Annotated in this window: 16 protein-coding genes; 11 read left to right on the forward strand and 5 right to left on the reverse strand. The window is 50.8% G+C overall.

The genetic code is table 11. The features are described from left to right. The first annotated feature begins 324 nt into the window (after positions 1-324). The 6 genes from AWT75_RS21190 (at position 325) to AWT75_RS20720 (ending at position 10521) form a co-directional block, all read left to right on the forward strand. The gene (locus tag AWT75_RS21190) at positions 325-912 is read left to right on the forward strand and encodes a fimbrial protein (protein ID WP_153013224.1); all 588 of its coding nucleotides are present in this window, start codon (positions 325-327) and stop codon (positions 910-912) included. A 53-nt stretch (positions 913-965) separates the two neighbouring features. Continuing rightward, complete coding sequence (locus AWT75_RS20700) at positions 966-1733, forward strand: fimbrial biogenesis chaperone (protein WP_082695915.1); 768 nt, start codon at positions 966-968, stop codon at positions 1731-1733. Between the two features lie 24 nt (positions 1734-1757). Further along, the gene (locus tag AWT75_RS20705) at positions 1758-4373 is read left to right on the forward strand and encodes a fimbria/pilus outer membrane usher protein (RefSeq protein WP_082695916.1); all 2616 of its coding nucleotides are present in this window, start codon (positions 1758-1760) and stop codon (positions 4371-4373) included. Positions 4374-4450: 77 nt separating this feature from the next. Beyond that, positions 4451-6130, forward strand: coding sequence for a ShlB/FhaC/HecB family hemolysin secretion/activation protein (locus AWT75_RS20710; protein ID WP_082695917.1), 1680 nt, complete (start codon positions 4451-4453; stop codon positions 6128-6130). A 132-nt stretch (positions 6131-6262) separates the two neighbouring features. Beyond that, complete coding sequence (locus tag AWT75_RS20715) at positions 6263-9271, forward strand: two-partner secretion domain-containing protein (protein WP_082695920.1); 3009 nt, start codon at positions 6263-6265, stop codon at positions 9269-9271. A gap of 155 nt (positions 9272-9426) precedes the next feature. Then, positions 9427-10521, forward strand: a complete 1095-nt coding sequence (locus AWT75_RS20720; RefSeq protein WP_082695918.1) for a fimbrial protein — start codon at positions 9427-9429, stop codon at positions 10519-10521. Positions 10522-10873: 352 nt separating this feature from the next. On the opposite strand, the gene AWT75_RS02940 is transcribed toward AWT75_RS20720, so the two are convergent. Then, positions 10874-11782: a LysR substrate-binding domain-containing protein gene (locus AWT75_RS02940; protein WP_062787135.1), complete on the reverse strand. Its 909-nt coding sequence runs from the start codon at positions 11780-11782 to the stop codon at positions 10874-10876. Between the two features lie 112 nt (positions 11783-11894). Between AWT75_RS02940 and AWT75_RS02945 the strand changes: the two genes are divergently transcribed. From AWT75_RS02945 to AWT75_RS02955, 3 genes are all read left to right on the forward strand, one after another. After that, entirely contained in the window at positions 11895-13061 is a 1167-nt protein-coding gene (locus AWT75_RS02945; RefSeq protein ID WP_062787138.1) for a methionine aminotransferase, read from the forward strand. Beyond that, the gene (locus AWT75_RS02950; protein ID WP_338021285.1) at positions 13058-13867 is read left to right on the forward strand and encodes a carbon-nitrogen hydrolase family protein; all 810 of its coding nucleotides are present in this window, start codon (positions 13058-13060) and stop codon (positions 13865-13867) included. Before AWT75_RS02945 ends, AWT75_RS02950 begins: the two co-directional genes overlap by 4 nt. Positions 13868-13947: 80 nt before the next feature. Continuing rightward, positions 13948-14730 (forward strand): transporter substrate-binding domain-containing protein, encoded by a 783-nt coding sequence (locus AWT75_RS02955; protein ID WP_062787144.1) that lies wholly within the window; start codon positions 13948-13950, stop codon positions 14728-14730. Between the two features lie 54 nt (positions 14731-14784). On the opposite strand, the gene AWT75_RS02960 is transcribed toward AWT75_RS02955, so the two are convergent. The 3 genes from AWT75_RS02960 to AWT75_RS02970 form a co-directional block, all read right to left on the reverse strand. Continuing rightward, positions 14785-15456, reverse strand: coding sequence for a DUF1028 domain-containing protein (locus AWT75_RS02960; protein ID WP_062787147.1), 672 nt, complete (start codon positions 15454-15456; stop codon positions 14785-14787). Next, positions 15453-15875, reverse strand: a complete 423-nt coding sequence (locus AWT75_RS02965) for a RidA family protein (protein ID WP_045848302.1) — start codon at positions 15873-15875, stop codon at positions 15453-15455. Before AWT75_RS02965 ends, AWT75_RS02960 begins: the two co-directional genes overlap by 4 nt. A gap of 70 nt (positions 15876-15945) precedes the next feature. Then, the gene (locus tag AWT75_RS02970) at positions 15946-17226 is read right to left on the reverse strand and encodes a flavin-containing monooxygenase (RefSeq protein WP_239689434.1); all 1281 of its coding nucleotides are present in this window, start codon (positions 17224-17226) and stop codon (positions 15946-15948) included. A 457-nt stretch (positions 17227-17683) separates the two neighbouring features. Here AWT75_RS02970 and AWT75_RS02975 point away from each other — a divergent pair, with 457 nt between their 5' ends. Beyond that, a complete protein-coding gene (locus tag AWT75_RS02975) occupies positions 17684-18187 on the forward strand; it encodes a putative pterin-binding protein (protein ID WP_062787153.1) in 504 nt (167 codons plus the stop codon). Between the two features lie 21 nt (positions 18188-18208). Next, on the forward strand, positions 18209-20836 hold the full coding sequence (locus tag AWT75_RS21630) for a response regulator (RefSeq protein ID WP_062787156.1): 2628 nt from the start codon (positions 18209-18211) through the stop codon (positions 20834-20836). Between the two features lie 42 nt (positions 20837-20878). Here AWT75_RS21630 and AWT75_RS02985 read toward each other — a convergent pair whose 3' ends face one another. Continuing rightward, positions 20879-22342: a cobyric acid synthase gene (locus tag AWT75_RS02985; protein ID WP_062787200.1), complete on the reverse strand. Its 1464-nt coding sequence runs from the start codon at positions 22340-22342 to the stop codon at positions 20879-20881.

Consider the following 22342-nt stretch of genomic DNA (forward strand, 5'->3'; position numbering starts at 1 on the left):
AACCAAAGTGAGTGAACACGAAGATACTGAAATACAGAATACAAGAATAGCTTGCCACAACGTAATAAAGCCCCTCCACGACAGACGCCACACCAGAGCATCAATGACATTCAAATATAGATAAATATCAAATATTCGAAAGAAAATGAATAAAAACAACCAAGTCTAGATAAATATTTCCTGACAAATAGAATTATCATCGATAAAAATAGATAAATCTATGTACTACTAAGATATTTCCGATTATACGTAATAAATATTTCAAATAGCTTCGAAATGCATTTGAAATTCCAAGTGCTAGTTATCAATAAAAAGGAGTTCTCCATGAAAAATATAGCAAAGTTATCTCTTATTATCGCAACAAGTGTTATGGCTAATCATTCAAGTGCAGCTTCAACAAATTCAGGACAAATTTCATTTACTGGAAGTATTGGGGCAAGTACTTGTCTTATTGATGGAGAGCTACAAGGATTCAAAACGGTCGATTTTGGTTCACTGCAACCTTCGGATGTGCCAGCCGCTGGATCAACTCCAGTACCATTCACACTCACGATCTCTGGTGATGCTTCATCATGCAACAAAGATACAGTATCAATAGCATTTAATCCAAACAATCCAAATATTGACAAATCAACAGGCAATCTGAAACTAAATGGACCACTGCCAGCAGGTAATGTAGGAATTGAGCTAGCTGCCATTCCTTCAGGAGGAGGAGCTGCGGCAAAAATACGATTAGGAGGAAGTAATGGATTCACTAATGTGAATATCACGCCTTCCATGTCAACATCTCCAAGCGGAAATCGTTCTGGAACAGCAAATTTGCAAGCTAAATTGGTACGTGTCGACCCAAGCATTGTACCGACCCCCGGCTCGATATTTAGTCAGATTGACTATGTATTGGTTTATCAATAAAAAGCAAGCCGCATATAAAAAAACCTAAAATAACCTTACAGCTTCGCCCAAAAATGAGCGAAGCTTTTTTAAATAAAAAGCATATGACATCAAATTTCAAAATTAAATATACCGTATTAAGCGTATTGGTAACTATATTGGTACTCATACAGCAAACACATGCTGCAATTGTAATGAAAGGCACCAGAATTATTTTTCAATCAAACGAACAGGAAACGAGCATTGAGATCAATAACAAAGGGACAGTACCATCTCTAGTACAAACATGGATAGACAAAGGAAACATAGAAAAATCACCGACAAACATACAAGTCCCATTTGTACTATCACCACCAATATTTAGAATAGATGGAAACAAAAGGCAAATATTAAGAATAATATACACCGGAGAAAAATTGCCGGAAGATAGGGAATCAATTTTTTGGTTGAATATTTTAGAAATACCGCCAAAGAATAGTGAAAACAACACACTCCAGTTTACATACAGAAGCCGGATAAAGCTTTTCTTCAGACCAGAATCACTCCCTACAGCTGCTAACGATGGAATAAAAAAATTAGACTGGAGGATCTTGCATGAAAAGAATAAATACTATTTAGACGTAAAAAATACTAGCCCTTTTTTTGTGTCATTAATAAATATTAAAATATCAAATAAAAATATATCGACAGAAGTAAAGCCAGACATGGTTGCACCATTTTCAAGAGAAAAATTTGAACTAGAAGAGAAAAATATTAGCGCGCCATTAAGAATCGACTACAAGGCCGTCAATGACTTTGGGGGAATTACCACCGAGAACGTAGAAATAAATGAAATACCGTAATACAAATATAACGAGAGGAGAAAAATGACAAATAAAATCAAATTAAAAAAATCATTTAATAATAATGAAACAATTAAACAAAAAAACTTTAAAACACTATTTGCAACATATATCGCCCTGCATATGACAAGTCCGTTATCAACGGCAGAAACGCTGAAGTCCGCAACAAGTGATTCACCTAATGTGCCGGACACAAAGAGCAACGATATTGAATTTGATCCAGCTTTTTTATATCAAGACTCCAACACGCCCATCATAGACATCAGCAAATTTAATAAAAGTTCAAAGTTAATAGCGGGAAAATATAGATTTGAAACTTATATCAATGACACTTTCAAGGGTCTAAATGAAATAACAATAAATGACAATAAAGATTTGGCAAAGCAAATTTGCATCCGCAAAGAGCAGCTAACCGAATTTGGAATCAACTTCAAAAAAATAAATCAACGGTTAAATTTAAATAATGAATCAATACAATCCAAGGAAGAAGATCATTGTTATGATATTCTGAAAAATATACCGGGAAGCATAATTGATATAGATCAAAGTGCGCAAAAAATAACATTAGTTATTCCAGAAATATTTTTAAACAATCCTAGAATAGGCACATATGCTGACCCATCAACATGGCAACAAGGCAACAATGGATTGCTGATTAATTATAACAGCAACTTTTTTCAGACCAATACTTCTAAAACTGCGTACTTAGGAATAAACAGCAGTGCAAATTATCAAAGATGGAGACTAAGACATTCAGGATCACTGAATTGGAACAATCAGGAAAGTTCAAAAGCAAAATACAATACAAATAATACCTATCTACAAACAGACAGCACAACACTAAAATCACAAATAATATTTGGCGAGACCAATACAAATGATAACTTATTTGACAGCATTCCATTTAAGGGTATGCAACTATATAGCGATGACCGAATGCTGGAAGATATCGCGCAAAGCTACGCACCAATAATTCACGGAATTACAACTGGCAATGCAAAGGTGTCCGTTTATCAGAAGGAACAACTCATCTATGAAACTACAGTTGCACCGGGGCCATTTGAGATAGACGACATCCAGGCCCAAACCGATGGTGGCGATTTGAAAGTAGTCACAACTGAAGCAAATGGTCTTCAGCGCAGCTTTATTGTTCCTTATTCATATTCACCTGAATTATTACGTGCTGGTCAAGACAGATACAATATAGCACTAGGGAAAGTACATCTTAATTCAATCACATACAATCCAAATATATTTCAAGGTGTGTTAAGACATGGATTCAGTGGAAACTGGACCGGATATACGGGCCTGATTTATTCAAAAACTTACTCAAGCCTACTCGTAGGGAGTGCGCTAAATTTGAGACTTGGAACAATTTCGGTTGATATAACAAGGTCAATATATAAACCACATAATGAAGAATCCAAGTTTGGCAATAGTATACGCATTGCATTTAGCAAATCCCTACCTGAAAACGGAACAAATATTTCAATTGCCTCATATAGATATTCTTCAGATAAGTATTTAACTTTAAGCAATGCGATAAGATTGATGGGCCGGGATGATATTAGTACAAACAGGCAACCATTAAGCCAAAAGCAACGCATTGAAGTGAATATTAATCAAAGCATAAAATCCAAATCCATATATTTAAATGGTTCGATATTGGAATTTTGGGGGTCAAATGAAAAAGTAGCAAATATATCCGCAGGGTACAGCGATGCTTGGAAAAATATAAATTTCTCACTTGCATTCCAAAGAAGTAAAGAATTTTACAAAAATACATCATCATTAAAAAATAGTATCAGTTTAAATATCAGCATTCCATTTGGGAAAGAGAATGACAGATCATCTATTAATAGCTTTGCTTCATACGAAGGAAGCGGAAATTCTCAATGGAACACAAGCATATCAGGGAGATTCAATAATGATGACAATGCATCCTATACCGCATATGGAAATTCAACAAATAGCAGATCGTTAAATGGGGGTATCCGACTTGGATATCTGCTTCCCAAAGCTGCCATTTCTGCGGGCATGAGCAGCGGACCTGGATATCAACATTACTCAGCAACAGCGGCAGGTGCCTTAATTATGCACTCAAATGGGATAACGCTATCACAAGCGACAGGAGAAACGGTTGCACTAGTTCATGTTCCAAATGGAGAAGGCGCAGCTGTAGGTATTTCAAAAGCTCCGATCGATAGAAACGGTTATACCGTCATTAGTAATCTTACCCCATATCACACTAATAAAATTAGTCTTGTAACCAAGAATATGCCGGTAAACGTAGAATTAGTACAAGACAACAATACTGTTGTAACGCCGCGCGCAGGTGCAATTATGCATCTGGAGTACAAAACACAACCATCTTACAGCACGATAATTAGTAGTACTTTAGAAAATGGAGACCCACTTCCATATGCTGCAAGTATATTAGATGAAACTGGGAAAGACATTGGTATTGTTAGCCAGGGAAGCCGGGTACTAGTAAAAGCTATAAATCAAAGTGGGATATTACTAGTTAAATGGGGAAATCAGCCAGATGCACAATGTACTATTAAATATACATTGGAAACGAAATCAAAGGAAAATGGCTTAAAATTCAACCACATATCTGAAACATGTCACCGGTACTAAATAGCAACGATATAGTGCATTGATCTTTAAAATAAATATACATAAATGAAATAATAGATGAATAAATTCCAAAAGAAATGAATAACCACTTTAAACCAAAAAAATTACACTTACTCACTATGGGGATTGGCATGTACTCATGCCTTGGCAGCGTGCTAGCGGCACCCTCCGGAGGTCAGTTGATTCGAGAAATTGATCAACAAAACAGAATAGACAATCAACTCAAACATGCGCCGTTGCAACTTGATATAAACAACGATAAAAACAAGACAAATCATCCCACGGAAAGCAATATAAAAGTACTCATAACAAAAATAGTATTCAGGGGAAATAATACTTTCAGCCAGGATGAATTACACACTCTTATCAAAAATGACATTAACAAAGAGTACTCTCTTAAAGAATTAAAAAATATCGCTCAGAAAGTTGAAGATTTTTATCACAAAAAAAATTATACATTTTCGCATGCTTATATTCCTCCTCAAGAAATTAAAGATGGGGTATTAACCATAGAAATTAAAGAAGGAAGGTATGGCGAAATAAAATATGAAAATCAATCCAAGCTTAAAAAATTTGTCGTATCAAACACAATGCGCTCTATTAAAAAAAATGAAGTAATACAAACTAAAAATCTGGAAAGCTCCTTGATTAGATTAAATAAAATAGCTGGGATACACGCAACATCCACATTAGAGCCAGGAGCAGAAAGTGGCCAAGCCGATTTAACCGTAAGCATAGAGAATACAAAATACCTAAGCGCAAATGTTAGCTCAGACAATCTAGGTGACAAAAGTACAGGTCGCTACAGAGCTATAGGTGACTTGACGCTCAATAATCCGTTAAATATTGGCGACCAGATAAATATAAAAGCACTGACAAGCAACCCTGAGAATTTGTATCGGAGAATAAATTACTTAGTACCGACAAATATTGGGGACTCCAAAATTGGAATAAACTATTCCAAAATGCAATATTCAATAGGTGGGGCCATGGAAGCATTGGGAATACATGGCTATGTTAACTCAACCGGAGTCTATCTACAGCAACCCATCATATCGCAAAATGATAGATATGCCGAATTGGAAATTAGATATGAAGAAAGATTATTCAATGACATGACTGGTGTTGATCAAGACACAAACAAAAAGAAATCTAAAATTATTACCACATTATTCTCCACCAGCGTAGCAAATGTACTTTCCGATATATCCTTAAGTAATTTCACGGCAAGTTACAGCATTGGTCGCATTACGGTGCTAAGCCCAACGTGGGAAAACTATTACCAAAAATCGACAAGAATACAAGGCGGTTTTAGTAAATTAGCAATTAATGGCAGCCACGAAAAGTGGATAACAAGCAGAACCAGCATACTCGGACAAATTAATATGCAAGGGTCTGATAAAAATATGATTTCTGCTGAGAAAATTGGTTTAGGTGGTGTTTATTCAGTTCGTGCATATTCAGCCAATGATGCCGCAGGTGATGTAGGCTTTGTCGGCAGTGTTGAGATACGGCATTTAATAAAACCAAAAATTCAAACTTCATTGTTTTATGACTATGGACAGACGCGTGCAAGCAAAAATGGATGGGGAGAAGCTAATCCTCTTATCCGTAGAGCTGCAATCGGAACAGCATTAACATTTGCAAACAAAGAAGGCTCACTCAAAATAACCGCCGCATTACCGATTTCGCCTGGAAATTCTGTCAACACACAGAAAGCACCATCAGCCTGGATTCAGGCTAACTATATATTTTGATATATTAAAATCCACAAGAAAGAAGAATATCGAATCTATAGTCGGAACTTATTATCGATTCATCAAGTGCAATGCAATTTTTAAAACGAAATATTGATACCTAACCAAAATAACCGCACTAAGGATTCCATTATGAACACAATCTTCAGCCGTATCTGGAATACACATAAAGGGTGTTGGGTTGCCTGCAGTGAAAATGCAAAGGCTTGTAGGAAAACAGGAAGTATCAGTCGTTCTCAACTTCATTTGGCTTCAGTCATCAGCGCGATTTCCATACCGACTGCTTTTGCATTACCAACCGGTGGAAATATTGTGTCAGGAACTGGGAATATTCAGGTTTTCGATAATGGAAAGCAAATTTCTGTTAACCAAAGCACTGACAAAATTATTATTAATTGGGACAAATTTGGGATTAAAGCAGATGAGAAAGTGCAATTTAATCAACCAAATCAAAACTCGATTGCATTGAATCGCGTCCTTGGACTTGAAGGAACAGTCATACTAGGCCAACTGTCTGGCAATGGAAAGGTCTTCATCATCAATCCAAATGGAGTCTTATTTGGAAATGGATCCCAAGTCAATGTAGGTGGTTTGCTTGCATCGACACAGAATATAACTGATACCGATTTTAATGGTGGAAATTACAAATTCTCTGGAATTTCCAGATCAATCATTCTCAACCAAGGGACTATTAATAGTACCAATGGCTACGTCATTCTTCTTGCAAATCAAGTCAAAAACACAGGAACAATCAACACATCAAATGGGAGTACCGCATTAGCTGCAGGTAATGCATTTACACTCAGTATTGATGATGCAAGGCTAATTAATGTGAAAGTTGATAGTGCAATCATGGATGCGCTGGTGCAAAACAGCAATAAAATAAGCGCCAATGGTGGTCAGGTTATCCTTACTGCACGTGACAGTTCGAATTTGATGAAAACAGTAGTTAACAACAGCGGCACAATAGAAGCAAACACACTCAATTATATGTCAGGCAGAATTGTCTTGGATGCAGGACCTAAAGACCGCGTTGATATAAATGGACAAGTAAGTGCAAGCGCTCAAGGACAAAATATTGGTGATGGAGGTTCAATCAACATTAGCGGCAAGCATGCACGCATTGGCCTGGGTACGCTTTTTAATACAACAGCTGACAATGGAAATACAGGATTAGTCTCGATCAAAGCAGATGACTTTGAAATTGCCACTCGTGGAAATAGTGTTCCATACTCTGATAGTTATATTGCATCTGACACCTTGTCTCGTGGCTTGGCATTTTCTAATTTCTCCATCACCAACGGGAATGGTGACCTGGCAGTGAACGGCCCTGTAGCATGGTCTAGTAAAAATAAACTAGAGTTAAATGCGCAGAATGACATATTGATTAACGATAACATTTCCTCAACAGGCATAAATTCTAGCCTAGCACTCAACACAGGATCTGGAAATTACGTATTAGCCAAAGGAAAAGCTATCACACTAGCAGGCGCCAATGCAGGATTCTCTCTCAATAAAAAATCATATAACGTTATTCAAACATTTGATCAACTTCAACGTATAAATAGTAATCTATATGGTCTCTATGTAATAGGAAGTAACATAGACGGTGCAAACAAAAAATTTGAATCCATTGCAAGTGGGAGCAATCCATATGCATCATTTAAAGGTGTCATAGACGGCTTTGGGCATACAATAACAAGACTTGCGATCACTGCCGCGGGCCCAAATGCTGGTTTGATTGCAACAAACGATGGTACTTTGAAGAATATAAACCTCACGGCCAGTAGTATTTCAAATACCACATCCAATGTGCCCGCGGCAATTGGCTCACTTATTGGTTATAACCGCGGATCTCTGATCAATAGTAGCAGCAATACTACTGTCTCAAGCTCCTCCAGCCAAGTAAATACTCTCGGTGGTTTAGTTGGCATTAATAGTGGGACCATTGATGGTGGTACCTTTACGGGAACTGTATCCAGCAATTCCAACACACTCGGAGTTGGTGGCATCACAGGAGAAAATAGCCGTGGTACTATACTTAACTCCCTCAATACAGGCACTGTTAATGGTGGCATGAATAATAATGCAAATTCTGGCAATGGTGCAGGTGGATTAGTTGGCATTAACCTCCAAGGTAGAATTCAATACTCTCAAAACAAGGGAAATGTCAACGTCAACTACTCACCTAATAGCGGTGGCCTAGTTGGTATAAATGCTGGAGGCATTGTTAGTGACTCTAGCAATACAGGTAACGTTGGTGCTAATTATTGCTATTCAAATAGTTCATATGCTGCCAATGTGGGTGGGCTTATTGGCTACTTGAGCACTGGCGATGTACTGAACTCTCGTTCTGATAGCGTGGTTAATGGGGGAGCATCTTCCGTAGCAGGTGGGCTCATCGGTACCAATCTTGCCGGTACTATTATCAATGTTGCCGCCAATTCAACAGTTAACAATAGTAATGGGCGAGAAACTGGTGGTCTGATTGGCATAAACAATATGGGTGATGTTACCGATGCCATAGCTGCCGGCACGGTAATTGGTGGCAGTAACACTAGTGTAGGTGGCTTGATAGGAAGCAACAATGACGGTAACGTTCTAAACTCACTTGTAAAAATGATGACACCAACAGGGGCGATATCAAAAGTCTCTGCTAGTACAAATACCAATATTGGTGGAGCAATTGGCACCAATACAGGTACAGTCACAGGCGTAACAGCTGAAAATAATGTCGTGGGTGGTTCATCTAGTAATGTTGGTGGCTTGGTCGGATTGAATAGCGGCACCCGGATGGAAGGAACTGTCTCTTTCAGTAACTCTTACGGAACTGTTTCAGGTGGCAGCTCTAGCTCAACAGGCGGGTTGATTGGCTTGAATAAGGCCTTGGCTAGCAACTCTTACTCATACTCAAATGTTTCATCCGGGTCAAATAGCAATATTGGGGGATTGGTTGGACTAAACGAGACCATCGGCAGGATAGTACAGTCTCAGGTCTATGGAGTGGTTAAATACACGAACTATCAGACTTACGGTGGTGCGGTTGGCATCAACAAAGGCAGCATAGAAGGAGTTCAGTTTTTTGGCGATGCTGCACGCCTTAGCCTGGTGGGTATCAACCGGGGAATAATCAAAGATTGAACTTAGATAATATTCTGCAACTATAGTGCGAAGCCAATAGTATTGGCTTCGCACTTCCATTGATTATCCACCCCAGCTTTGACGGCATCAGCCATATTAAATAGATAGTTGCTTATCACAGACAGTACAACCATCATTAAATCAATACCGTACAAATGGCACAACCCCAACATTTTTTTATGAATATGAAAAAATATAAATTTTTCATTTGTGTTTTTTTATTTATATCAAATTATTCATTTGCTGAAGCCACAGCAAGCGAATGTTATTTTGACAATACTCTTGGTGGCCCATGGAGTATATATGGAGGAAACAGCAAAATCCAAATCTCCAACAGCATCCCAACCGGAACCGTCCTAGCTGCTCGCGGCATTACCGTCTTTGGCGTTTATACTGGAAAACCCGGAGGGCCAGATATTGTCAGAATAAAGGGTAGTTGGATTAGTGGCGGAGTTGGTGGTGATTTGGCAGATTATCATACAGTAGCAACCAATATCCCAGGAATTGGACTACGCTGGAGATATAGCTCATCCAGCACTCCCGATGGAATACTATTGCGCAATGCTACGCCAATTATACTAGCAGAAGAAGCCGCTAAAACAAGCGCCGTAGGAACTGGCAGCATCCAACTTTCCACAATACAAGAATTGATTTTGACAGGCAACACATCAGGTGGAATAGTGAGCAGCACACCTGGTGCAGCGACAAATTTCATCATTGATGCAATCGACAGTGCTGGCATTGTATCCAGGTCATGCAATGCGACTGGTGACTTTGGCGACAAATACACCTTGGATCTGGGCAATGTACAAGTTCAAAATATTTGTGAAATTGAAACTCCTTCAATTCAGGTGAGGATGGGCTATTTTAGCACCACAGACTTCCCTTCTATCAACTCACCGTCATTACAAGGTGGAACTCAATTCAGCATACGACTGAATAATTGTACCGCAGAAGCAAAACCAAGAATTTATTTTATTGACATCAACAACCGCAGCAACACAAGTGACTTACTTACCCTATCTCCCACCACTGAACTTGGAGCTCCTTCCGCTCAAGGAGTTTCAATTAGATTAAGATTGATATCCAGCAATAAAATTATAAATTTTGGAACAAATAACAGTTATTCCATGGGATCTGTCTTTGGAAATATGGTTGAGATGCCATTGCAAGCAGATTACATCCGTACCGGCACAGTGACTGCAGGCCATGCCAATGCTGCCGCTGAATTTTTCATCGATTACCCATAGAAAATCACACTACTAGATATTAAACATCATTTTCATGACATAGCGGTTTGTTAGCCACTAACGATAAATCATGCAATCAAATACCGCACCCAACATGAAGTCGAAAGCATGATCGGATTCAGGTCGACTATTTCTGAAACGATTGCGAACGCGAAAAGACTTTGTCCAGTAGTTGGCCATCCATCACACCGATCCAACCACACTCATTCTTGGCTTCAGTTCTCCGTTAAAGTACTCACCTGCTTTCACTTCTGACAATTAGCTGGTCAGAAAGAGTTACTTTAGGAACAGAGTAAATGCAGCTGACCAAGAGAAGTCGCAATTCGCAGAACTGGCTTTTTTACCGCCCTCCCTAACCCACTATGCTGTCCGGCATGGGCGCAGTCCTCATCTGATCCAGCAGGAAAGCGTGCAGCGCCAGCACACCGGGGCGTTTTTCATCAGGCCGCAGCGCCAGTGCATAGGCGTAGCCACTGCTCCACGGCGGGCCATATGGTGCCAGCAGCAGCCCCTCTGCCAGCTCCTGCCGCAACAGGCTCACATCCCCCAGCGTCACGCCATAGCCTTGCAAGGCAGCATTCATCGCCTGATCCAGCGTGTCGAACACGGTGCCGCCACGATATTCCAGCGTCGCTGCGCCGCGGCTGGCCAGCCATTGCCGCCAGTCGCGCCGGTCGTGCGAGGGATGGAGCAGAGGATAGTGCTGCAAGTCCGCCACCTGCTGCAGCAGCTGGCCGGTTTTGGCCAGCAATTGCGGGGCAATCACCGGGGTAAGCTGCTCGACCAGCAGCAGTGTCTCATTCCCCGCAATGGCTTTTTGTGGCTTGTAGACAATGGCCAGATCAACATCCTCGCGGGCAAAGCTGACTGCATGCTCATGCACGCCAGCCAGTTGCACCGGCCATTCCGGTGCCTCGCGCGCAAACTGCTGCAGCACCGGCAGCAACCAGCGCACTACACAGCTGGGAGCCTTGATGCACAAGGGTGCGGCAAGGCTGGCGGCTGCATCCACACCTTGGGAAATCACCTTGAAACCACGCTGCACATAGCCCAGCAGCAAACTGCCCTGTGCCGTCAGGCGCAAGCTGCGCGCATAGCGGTGAAACAGCGGATAACCCAGGCTGTCTTCCAGTTGGGCAATCTGCTTGCTGACCGCGCCCTGGGTGATGAACAACTCATTGGCCGCATGGGTGAAGCTTTGGTGGCGCGCAGCCACCTCGAATACCGACAAGGCATACAAGGGCAAGGTTTTTCTGGGCATGTCCGGTATCCATGACTGAGTTTTTCTCATTTATAACATGCCGATTAATCGTTTGTGTCATGGCGGACAAAGCCGTTGAATAGCGTCACCCCACCATCACCGGTCCAACACCATGCTGCATTCACCCGTCACAGCCCGCTCGCGCCTGCCGCATGTCGGCACCACCATTTTCAGCGTGATCGGCCAGCTTGCCGCACAGCACCAGGCCATCAACCTGTCACAGGGCGCACCCAATTTCCCCTGTAGTGAAGCATTGCTGCGCTACGCCAGCGAAGCCATGCAGGCCGGGCACAACCAGTACGCGCCGATGACCGGCCTGCCCGCCTTACGCGAGGCCATCAGCGCCAAGACCGAAGCCCTGTATGGCTGTCGTTATGACAGCGAGCACGAAGTCACCATCATGGCCAGCGCCAGCGAAGCCTTGTTCTGCGCAGTCAATGCGCTGGTACATGCCGGGGACGAGGTCATCGTGTTCGAACCGGCCTTTGACAGCTATATCCCGATGATTGAACTGCAAGGCGCCACACCGGTGGTGATCAAACTGGCCGCGCCCCACTTTTCCATTCCCTGGGACGAAGTTGCCGCACGCATCAGCCCGCGCACCCGCATGCTGATCCTGAACACTCCGCACAACCCCACCGGCACCACGCTGTCAGCCGCTGATGCTGCACGGCTGCAAGCGCTGACCGAAGGCAGCGATATCGTGATCCTGTCGGATGAGGTGTACGAGCACGTGGTGTTTGACGGCGCATTGCACCACAGCATGAGCCGATACCCGGCACTGGCGGCCCGCTCGGTGGTGGTGACTTCCTTTGGCAAGACTTACCACGTCACCGGCTGGCGGGTGGGCTGCTGCCTGGCACCACAGGCCCTGATGGAGGAAATCCGCAAGGTGCACCAGTTCGCCATGTTTGCCGCCGACACCCCGATGCAACACGCGCTGGCCCGCATCCTGGCCGAGCCGGAACACTACCTCGGCCTGTCCGCCTTTTACCAGCGCAAGCGCGATCTGCTGTGCGCTGCGCTGGCTGACAGCCCCTTGCAACTGCTCCCCAGCCAGGGCAGCTTTTTCATGCTGGCCAGTTTTGCTCATCTGTCGGATGAGAGCGACAGCGAATTCGTCCAAGGGCTGATCACCCGCCACGGCGTAGCCACCATTCCGGTATCGGCCTTCTACCGCGACGGCACCGACCAGCGCGTGATCCGCCTGTCGTTTGCCAAGGATGATGCCACCTTGCTGGCCGGTGCCGCCCGGCTGTGCGAAATCGGAGCAGCATGATGGCAGACACACTACTGGCCGCCGCCATCCAGATGTGCTCGGGTGACGATTTGCAACACAATCTGGCGCGGGCGGCACAATTGGTCGGAGAGGCGGCACAGGCTGCTGCCCGTTTCGTGGCGCTGCCCGAATATTTCTACCTGATGCCGGCCGACGAGCGGGCACGACTGCCGCTGGCCGAGGCGTTTGACAATGGCCCGCTGCAAGCGCAGATGGCCAGCCTGGCCCGCCAACATGGCATCTGGCTGCTGGCCGGCACCCTGCCACTGCAAAGTGGCGATGCCGCACATTTTCACAACAGCAGCCTGCTGTTCTCCCCCGACGGCCAATGCACGGCGCGCTATGACAAGATGCATCTGTTCGGTTTCCGGCATGGCGACGAATACTATGCCGAGGCAGACACCATGCAGGCCGGAGACCAGCCCATCAGCGCCGACACGCCATGGGGCAGCCTGCGGCTGTCAGTGTGCTACGACCTGCGCTTTCCCGAACTGTATCGCCAGCCACCGGCACCGGGCCTGATCAGCGCCCCCGCCGCCTTCACCCGGACCACAGGCCAGGCGCACTGGGACTTGCTGCTGCGCACACGGGCAGTGGAAAACCTGGCCTTCGTCATTGCCCCTGCCCAGTGCGGTCGCCACCCCGGCGGCAAGGAAACCTATGGCCACAGCATGATTGTCGACCCATGGGGACAGGTGCTGGCCTGCCATGAAGAAGGCGAAGGCATGGCGCTGGCCCGGCTTGACCTGTCCGGGCAAGCCGCGTGGCGAGCACGCCTGCCCGCCCTGCAACACCGCCGTTTGTGAATACATCAACCAGCAACGCCAACAGCCCGGCACAGGGCTGAGTGACAGACTGCATGCCACCAACAATCAAAGGAAAACAGATGAAACAGCACACCCTGATGATGACGGCCATCCTGGCAGCCGGCAGCTTTGCCCTGCCGGCCATGGCGGAATCCACCCTGCGTTACGGTATCGAGGCGCAATACCCGCCGTTTGAATACAAATCCGCCAGCGGCGAGTTGCAAGGGCTGGATGTGGAACTGGGCAAGGCTGTCTGTGCCGAAGCCCATCTCAAATGCAGCTGGGTGGAAAATGCCTTTGACGGGCTGATTCCGGCACTGCAAGGCAAGAAATTCGACGCCATCAACTCCGCCATGAATGCCACCGAGCAGCGTCGCAAGAGCATTGCCTTCACCAGCATCATCTACCGGGTACCCAGCATGGTGATCGCCCGCAAAGGCAGTGGCATCACCACCGCAGCGGACAAGCTGCAAGGCAAGAGCATGGGCGTGTTGCAAGGGTCGATCCAGGAAACCTATGCCCGCAGCCACTGGGAATCTGCCGGGGTGCGCGTGGTGTCCTATCAGGACCAGAACCAGGTTTACGCCGATATGGCGACCGGCCGGCTGGATGCCACGCTGGTGATGGCCCCGGCGGGGCAGAAAGGCTTCCTCACCCGCCCGGATGGCAAGGACTTCCAGTTTGTCGGCGCCGTGCATGACGACAAGATTCTGGGCAGCGGCATTGCCTTTGGTCTGCGCAAGGACGACGTGGAACTGCGCAAGAAACTGGACGCCGCCATTGCCCGCCTGCAAGCCAGCGGCAAGGTGAAGGCGCTGGCCGCCAGATACCTGGGTGAAGGCATTGATGTATCAGTGAAATAAGACCACATGCCGCCTCTGCTGCAAGCAGGGCGGCACTGTCTTCTGCAGCTTGCGCTACACCCCCGGCACGCCGTAGCTGGGGGCCTGATCCGGCGCTTCGGCGCGGGTGATGTAGTCCTGCATTTGCGGCTGATAACGCTGCCACAGCTGCTGCAGCTCGGTTACCGGCTCACCATCGCTCCAGTCCACCCGCAGGTCGACCACCGGCCAGCTTTGCGTCCACACCAGCTTGAGTCCGGCAGCATGGATGGGGCCAACTTCCCCCCCGGCATCCACGGCTGCCTGCATGGCAGCCAGCAGGCGGTCGGCCAGATGGCCGCAACTTTGCTCGAAAGCCTCCACCATGCGCGCGGGCAAGCTGGCATCGGCCAGGATATTGCCACCGGCAGCGCAGTGTTCCCCCTGCGCCGTGGCAAACACACCCAGCGCATGCTGACCGCTGAAGGTGGCAATTTCCCCCTGTGCCGGCACCAGCAGCAGCTGACGCCAGGCCAGATTGCCATCCGCCAGTGCCAGCGCCTGGCACAGGCTGCGGCCACGCTCCCCTGTTGCCATCAAGGCCAGCGCCCTGGGCCCCAGGGCCGGGTTGGTGACATTCTGGCTCATCACCGCGCCCACCCCTGCTGCCACATGACAGCAGCGGCTGGCCACGGCGATGCTGGATGAAGCCGCCGCCACCCCCAGCATGCCGGTTTGCGGACAACGTGCGGCGATGGAAAAAGTCATGGCTGATAGCCTTCCGGAATCACCGCGGTGATGTCGATTTCCACCAGCCATTCAGGCCGTGCCAGGGCGGAAATCACCAGCCCGGTGGACACCGGATACACCCCCTTGAGCCAGCGCCCCACAACCTGGTACACCGCCTCGCGATAGCGAGTATCCACCAGGTAGATGACGATCTTGCATACGTGGTCCAGATGGCTGCCGGATTCCTCCAGCAGCATCTTCACATTGGCCATTGCCTTTTCCGCCTGGGCGGTGACATCGCCGATGCCGACCGACTCGCGGGTATCCAGGTCCTGACCGATCTGGCCGCGCAAGAACACCATATTGCCCGCCACCACGGCCTGGCACAGGTCGTTGTCCAGCTTTTGTTCCGGGTAGGTATCGCGGGTATTGAACGGACGAATGCGTTTGTGAACCATGTTTCACCTCATTGCTGTGTGTGGGGTGGCGGTCATGCCGCCGCCGTTTTGGAAGTCGCCTGCCTGTAATTCAAACCTTTTCACGCACCGGCGCTGCGGTGGCGGGAGTACTGGCGTGATAGGCCTGGTATTTGCGCTGGGTGGCAATGTGGTCGGCAATGAACTTGGCGTCATGCCATACCCCCCAGATAAAGCTGGAGCCACGCCGCGACAGCCAGGGCAGGCCCAGGAAATACACGCCCGGCTCGCTGGAAATGCCACGCTGATGGCTGGGCTTGCCCTTTTCGTCAAAGGCATTCACTTGCAACCAGCGGTAATCCACGGCAAAACCGGTAGCCCAGATCACGGTGCCAACTCCGCTGGCAGCCAGGTCCAGCGACAGGATGGGTTCCCGCACGCAGGCCGGGTCCGGCGGCAGTTGTCGCGCTTGCGGCTCTGGCGGCAGGTCCAGCCCGTTCTGCGCAATATAGGCATCGGCAGCGTCCAGCAGCCCCAGGTAGTTTTCATCGCCACGGGCAATGTTTTCCGCCAGGTCCGGCTGAAACTGCATTACGCCGTTTTCGCAAGAGCGGGTCATGCCCAGCAAGGTGATGCCCTGCTCGGCCAGCCGGCGAAAATCCACGGTGTGTCCGCCACGTGCGCCGCTCACCGCAATGGTGACGTGCTCACGCCCCGGCTTCACTTTCTGGGCATCCCACTCCCCCAGCACCCCCAGCCACCAGCAGAAGTCCCGTTCGCGGTAGCGGCGCGGCGGCCTGTCGTGCGGGCCGACCGACAGATACACCTGGCGGCCTGCGCGCTGCAGCTCGTCGGCAATCTGCACACCGGACGAACCCGATCCCACCACCAGTACCGCGCCGGGCGGCAATTGCTGCGGGTTGCGGTATGCGGCCGAGTGCATTTGCTTCACCGGGCTGTCAGCCGGGATAAGTTGCGGAATCAGCGGCTGCTGGAAGGGGCCGGTGGCAGCCACCACCCGATTGGCTTCTATCACCCCGGCCGAGGTTTCCACGGTAAAGCCCGGGCGTCCGTCATTGCGCACCACCTTGAGCACTTCCACGCCGGTGCGGATAGGGGCGTGGAATTTGCGGGCGTAGGCTTCCAGATAGTCCGCCACCCGCTCCTTGCCGGCAAAGGCATCCGGCGCGACATCATCAAAATCCAGGCCGGGAAAGCGGTCGTGCCAGGCCGGGCCGTTGCATACCAGCGAATCCCAGCGTTCCGAGCGCCAGCGCTCGGCAATGCGTTGGCGCTCCAGCACCAGATGCGGCACATCCAGCTTGCTCAGGTGTTCGCTAAGGGCAATGCCGGCCTGGCCCGCGCCAATCACCAGCGTATCGGTTTTTTCCATCACCATCGTCACTTCCCTTCCCTGTGAAATGCCCCCGAACACCGCAAACGAGGGTGGCGTGGGGGCCTGCCTGTTCAGGCAGTGCCGCAGCGGGCGCTGTACATGGCCACGTATTGCGGCAGGTCAGGCAGCCTGTGGCACCACATGGCTGCGCTGGCTGACCACTGCAGTCTAGGGAAGGCCGGTAAATACCGAAAATATGTTTATTTTTTAATCTGAATTGTTTTTTCTTATGCAAAATCCTGTCCGACAGCCTGACGCACGAAAGGCCGCAGCAAACCAGGCCTGCGCTAAGCAATTGAAGGAAAAGGTGCTTTACCGGGCAGAGATCCCGACATGCGATGTCCCTGGCATCAAAGATGGCTTTTTCATTGACAGCTTGTAGAATGCCTAACACCAAAGCAGCCTTTTTCCGTGATTTGTCATTAAAGCTGTTTAAACTCCAAGGAAGATGCCCATGGCAAAGATCCGCTACGCACTGATGCTGGCTTCCCTGCTGGCGCTGCAATCCACCCACGCACTGGCGCTGGACAAGACCACCGGTCACCCCATCGTCACCATTACCGGCCTGATCTCGGAAAAGAACAGCGGTGCGGATGCGCAATTTGACGCAGCCATGCTGGACAAGCTACCGCAGGTAAAAATGACAGTGCCCACCCCGTGGTATAAAGAAGAGCAGACTTTTGAAGGGCCGCTGTTCCGCGATGTGCTCAAGGCAGCCGGCAGCAAGGGCAGCAAGCTGTATGTGGTGGCGCTGAATGATTACGCTGCTGAAATTCCGCTGGCTGATCTGGAAAAATACGACGTGATCCTGGCTCGCAAGGTCAACGGCAAGGTGCTGACCGTACGCGACAAGGGCCCGCTGTTCGTGATGTACCCCTTCGACAAGAAGCCGGAACTGCGCACCAAGGAAATCTATTCCCGCTGTGTGTGGCAGGTTAACCGCATCCGCGTTGAATAAACCCCGTATCGGACATCGCCTGTGACTTTGTTTTCGCGCAAGACGCCGGTTCGCAATCAGGTCTGGCTGCTGGGCATCCTGCTGGTGGCTGCCCTGCTGGTAGTGGGCATGCTGTATCAGCGCCAGCAGTCGGAAATGAAGCGTTTTGCCGAACAGGGCCAGGACAATGTGGTGTGGGTGTATTCCCAGCTGGGCATCGACTACTACCGCACGCTGGGCGCAGCCAAGGTGGCCGAGGCCACCGGCAAGACCGCCGACCTGGACGAACTGCAACTGCGCTACAACATCCTGGTGTCCCGCATCAACCTGCTGCGCGAATACCGTTTCGCCGCGCTGTTTCCCAACAGCAGCTGGTATCAGCAGCAAATCGGCGCACTGGTCAGGCTGATCGCGCAGACCGACAAACAGCTCAATGCCGGCGATGGTTATTTCGATCGCCCCCAGGCCGTTGCCCTGTTGCAGCGACTGGATGGCGTGGCCGACAACGTGCGCGAGCTGACGGTGGGTGCCAACACCCGCCTGACCGATGCGGCCAATCTCAGCAACCAGAGCCTGCAGGACATCAACACCACGGTTGCCATCACCGCGGCATTGCTGATGCTGGTGGCAGTGCTGATTGCCGTACTGGCCTGGCGCAACCTGCGGCATAGCGAACACCGCCGCGAACAGGCCGAGGCGCTGAGCCGCAGGCTGGACCGCGCACTGGAACTGGCGGAAGCGGCCAATGTGGCCAAGGGGGCCTTCCTGGCCAATATGAGCCATGAAATCCGCACCCCGATGAACGGCATCATCGGCATGACCGAGCTGACGCTGGATACCGAACTGAATGCCGAACAGCGCGAATATCTGGAAGTGGTGAAGTCATCGGCCGATGCGCTGCTCACCATCATCAACGACATTCTGGACTTCTCCAAGATCGATGCCGGCAAGATGGTGCTCGAATCGCTGCCCTTCTCGCTGCGCAGCCTGATCAGCCAGACCAGCTACCCCTTTGCCCTGAAAGCGGAAGAACGCGACCTGGAAGTCATCTGCCAGATTTCCCCGGAACTGCCGGACCGCGTCATCAGCGACCCGTCCCGCCTGCGCCAGGTGCTGAACAATCTGCTGGGCAATGCGGTGAAGTTCACCAAGCAGGGCGAAATCGTGCTCAGCGTCACCGGCCAGCAACAAACAGCCAGCCGCTACCTGATGACTTTTTCGGTACGCGATACCGGCATTGGCATTGCCCCGGAAAAGCAGCGTGTCATCTTTGACGCCTTTGCCCAGGCCGACAACAGCACCACCCGCCGCTATGGCGGCACCGGGCTGGGCCTGTCCATCACCCAGAAACTGGTGGGGCTGCTGGGCGGTGAAATCCATGTATCCAGCGTACCGGAGCAAGGCTCGGAATTTGTTTTCACCATTCCGCTGGAACTGGCAGCCGAGCAAGCCCCGGCCAGCACCCCGGCACAACTGGCCGGCCTGCGCGTGCTGGTATGCGATGACAACCCCACCAACCGCAGCTGGCTGGCGGCCCTGCTGAAAAACTGGGACATGCAGGCCACGCTGGCCGAGGACGGCTTTGCCGCCCTTGCCATCCTGCAGCAACAGTCCTTCGACCTTATCCTGCTGGATGGCCACATGCCGGGCATGTCCGGTTTCGATGTGGCACGCCAGCTGCAACAACAAGGCTGCCAGGCCGACATCATCATGCTCACCTCTTCCGGCGAGCGTGGCGATGGCCGCCGCTGCCAGGAACTGGGCATTGGCGGTTATCTGACCAAGCCGGTGCCGCAGGAAGAACTGCTGGCCACCATCTGCCAGCTGCGCGGCGAACCAGCCGACAACAGCGCCCAGCTGGTCACCCGCTACAGCGTGCGGGAGGTCAAACAGCAGCTGCATGTGCTGCTGGTGGAGGACAACGAAGTCAACCAGAAACTGGCACTGGCCATTCTCAGCCGCCGCGGCTGCACCGCCAGCGTGGCAGGCCACGGTGCCGAGGCGCTGGAACAACTGCAAGCACACAGCTTCGACCTGGTGTTGATGGACATGCAGATGCCGGTAATGGACGGCCTGGAAGCCACCCGCGCATTACGCCAGCGTGAAGCCGAACAGCAACTGCCGCGCCTGCCGGTGATTGCCATGACCGCCAATGCCATGACCGGCGACCGGGAGCGCTGCCTGGCTGCCGGCATGGATGGCTACGTCAGCAAGCCGGTGGATGCCCAGCGTCTGTTCGAGGAAATAGAACGGGTACTGAGTGGCGAGGGCACCCTGCCCCAGCATGCGGCCCCGCAGGCCGAGGCCGCCGCCAGCGGCCAGCTGGACTACCAGAAAACCCTGGAAAACTGTGATGGTGATCAGGAATTCCTGCTCACCCTGCTGCAAACCTTTGTGCGCGATGCCCAGTTGCGACTGGAAAAACTGCAGCAGGCTGTCAGCCAGCAACGCATGACCGATATCGCCATGTTCTCCCATGCGCTGCGCGGGGCGGCGCTGTCGATAGGTGCGGCACCGTTTGCTGCCTTGTGTTACCGCATTGAATCTGCCGCCCAGCAGCAATCCGCAGCCGAACTGGAGCAATTGCTGCCCCAGTTGCTGGATTGCCATCAGGCCCTACTGGTGGAAATCCACCCGTACCTGCCGCCGCAAGATGCCACAACTGGCTGACCACAGCAGGCCGATCAGGACAGGCCGATCAGGACTGGCCAATCAGGGCAGCCAGCGCACCAGCGGTGTCAGGTCCAGATGCTGCTCCAGCATGTCGGCCAGCCGTTCGATATGCGCCTCGCGGATGGCCGGGTAGTCCAGCGGCTGCGGCACAGCCAGCCCGGCCCATTGCAACAGCGCGGCCAGGCTTGCCGGTTGATCGAACACCCCGTGCAGATAGGTGGCCAGAATCTGGCCATCGGTGCTGATGGCTCCGTCGCAGCGGCCATCCTCCAGCCGCACCGCAGGCTGCGCCAGTGCCGCACCGGTACTGACCCCCATGTGGATTTCATAGCCGCTCACCGCTGCCGCACCCAGCGTCAAGTGGCCGTTCACCCGCGTCAGCTGCTTGTGCGTGGCCAGCGTGGTTTCCATCTCCAGCCAGCCCAGGCCGTCACTGCTGCCCGCCTCGCCTTCCAGCCCCAGTGGGTCGTGCAGCTGCTGGCCCAGCATTTGCAAACCGCCACAAATGCCGATCAGCTTGCCGCCATAGCGCAGGTGGCGGGCAATGGCCGCTTCCCAGCCGGCAGCACGCAAGCTGGCCAGATCAGCCCGCACACTCTTGCTGCCGGGCAGGATGATCAGGTCGGCAGGCGGCAGCGGCTGTCCGGGCTTGACCAGCAACAGCTCCACTTGCGGGTGCAGGCGCAGCGGGTCGAAATCGGTGTGATTACTGATGCGCGGCAACACCGGCACCACCACGCGCAACGTTTGCTGCGGCGCATGCTCACCTTGCGGACGATTGAGCGCCAGGCTGTCTTCCGCCTCGATATGCAGGCCATTCAGATACGGCAGTACGCCCAGCACCGGCTTGCCGGTGCGCTGCTCCACCCACTCCACGCCGGACTGCAGCAGCGCCGGGTCGCCACGGAAGCGATTGATCACCAGCCCCACCACCCGCGCGCGTTCGCTGTCGGACAGCAATTCCAGCGTGCCCACCAGATGGGCGAACACGCCGCCGCGCTCGATATCGGCCACCAGCACCACCGGGCAGTCCACTGCCTCGGCAAAGCCCATATTGGCGATATCCCCCTCACGCAGATTGATTTCCGCCGGGCTGCCCGCCCCTTCCACCACAATGCACTGGTATTGCGTGGCCAGCCGCGCGTGCGACTGCAACACCGCCTGCATCGCCACCGGCTTGTAAGCGTGGTAGGACACCGCGTCCATATTACCCACCGCCCGCCCCTGGATGATGAGCTGGGAACCGGTATTGCTATTGGGCTTGAGCAGCACCGGGTTCATGTCGGTATGCGGCTCCACACCGCAGGCCAGCGCCTGCACCGCTTGCGAGCGGCCAATCTCGCCGCCATCCACCGTCACCGCACTGTTGAGCGCCATGTTCTGCGGCTTGAACGGGGCCACGCGCAGGCCGCGCCGCGCCAGCAAACGGCAGAAGCCGGTGGCGAAAGTGCTCTTGCCGGCATCCGAAGTGGTGCCCTGAATCATGATGGTTTTGGCAGACAT

Origin of the sequence: Aquitalea pelogenes, assembly GCF_001515305.1 — a bacterium.
Classification (GTDB): Bacteria; Pseudomonadota; Gammaproteobacteria; order Burkholderiales; family Chromobacteriaceae; genus Aquitalea; species Aquitalea pelogenes.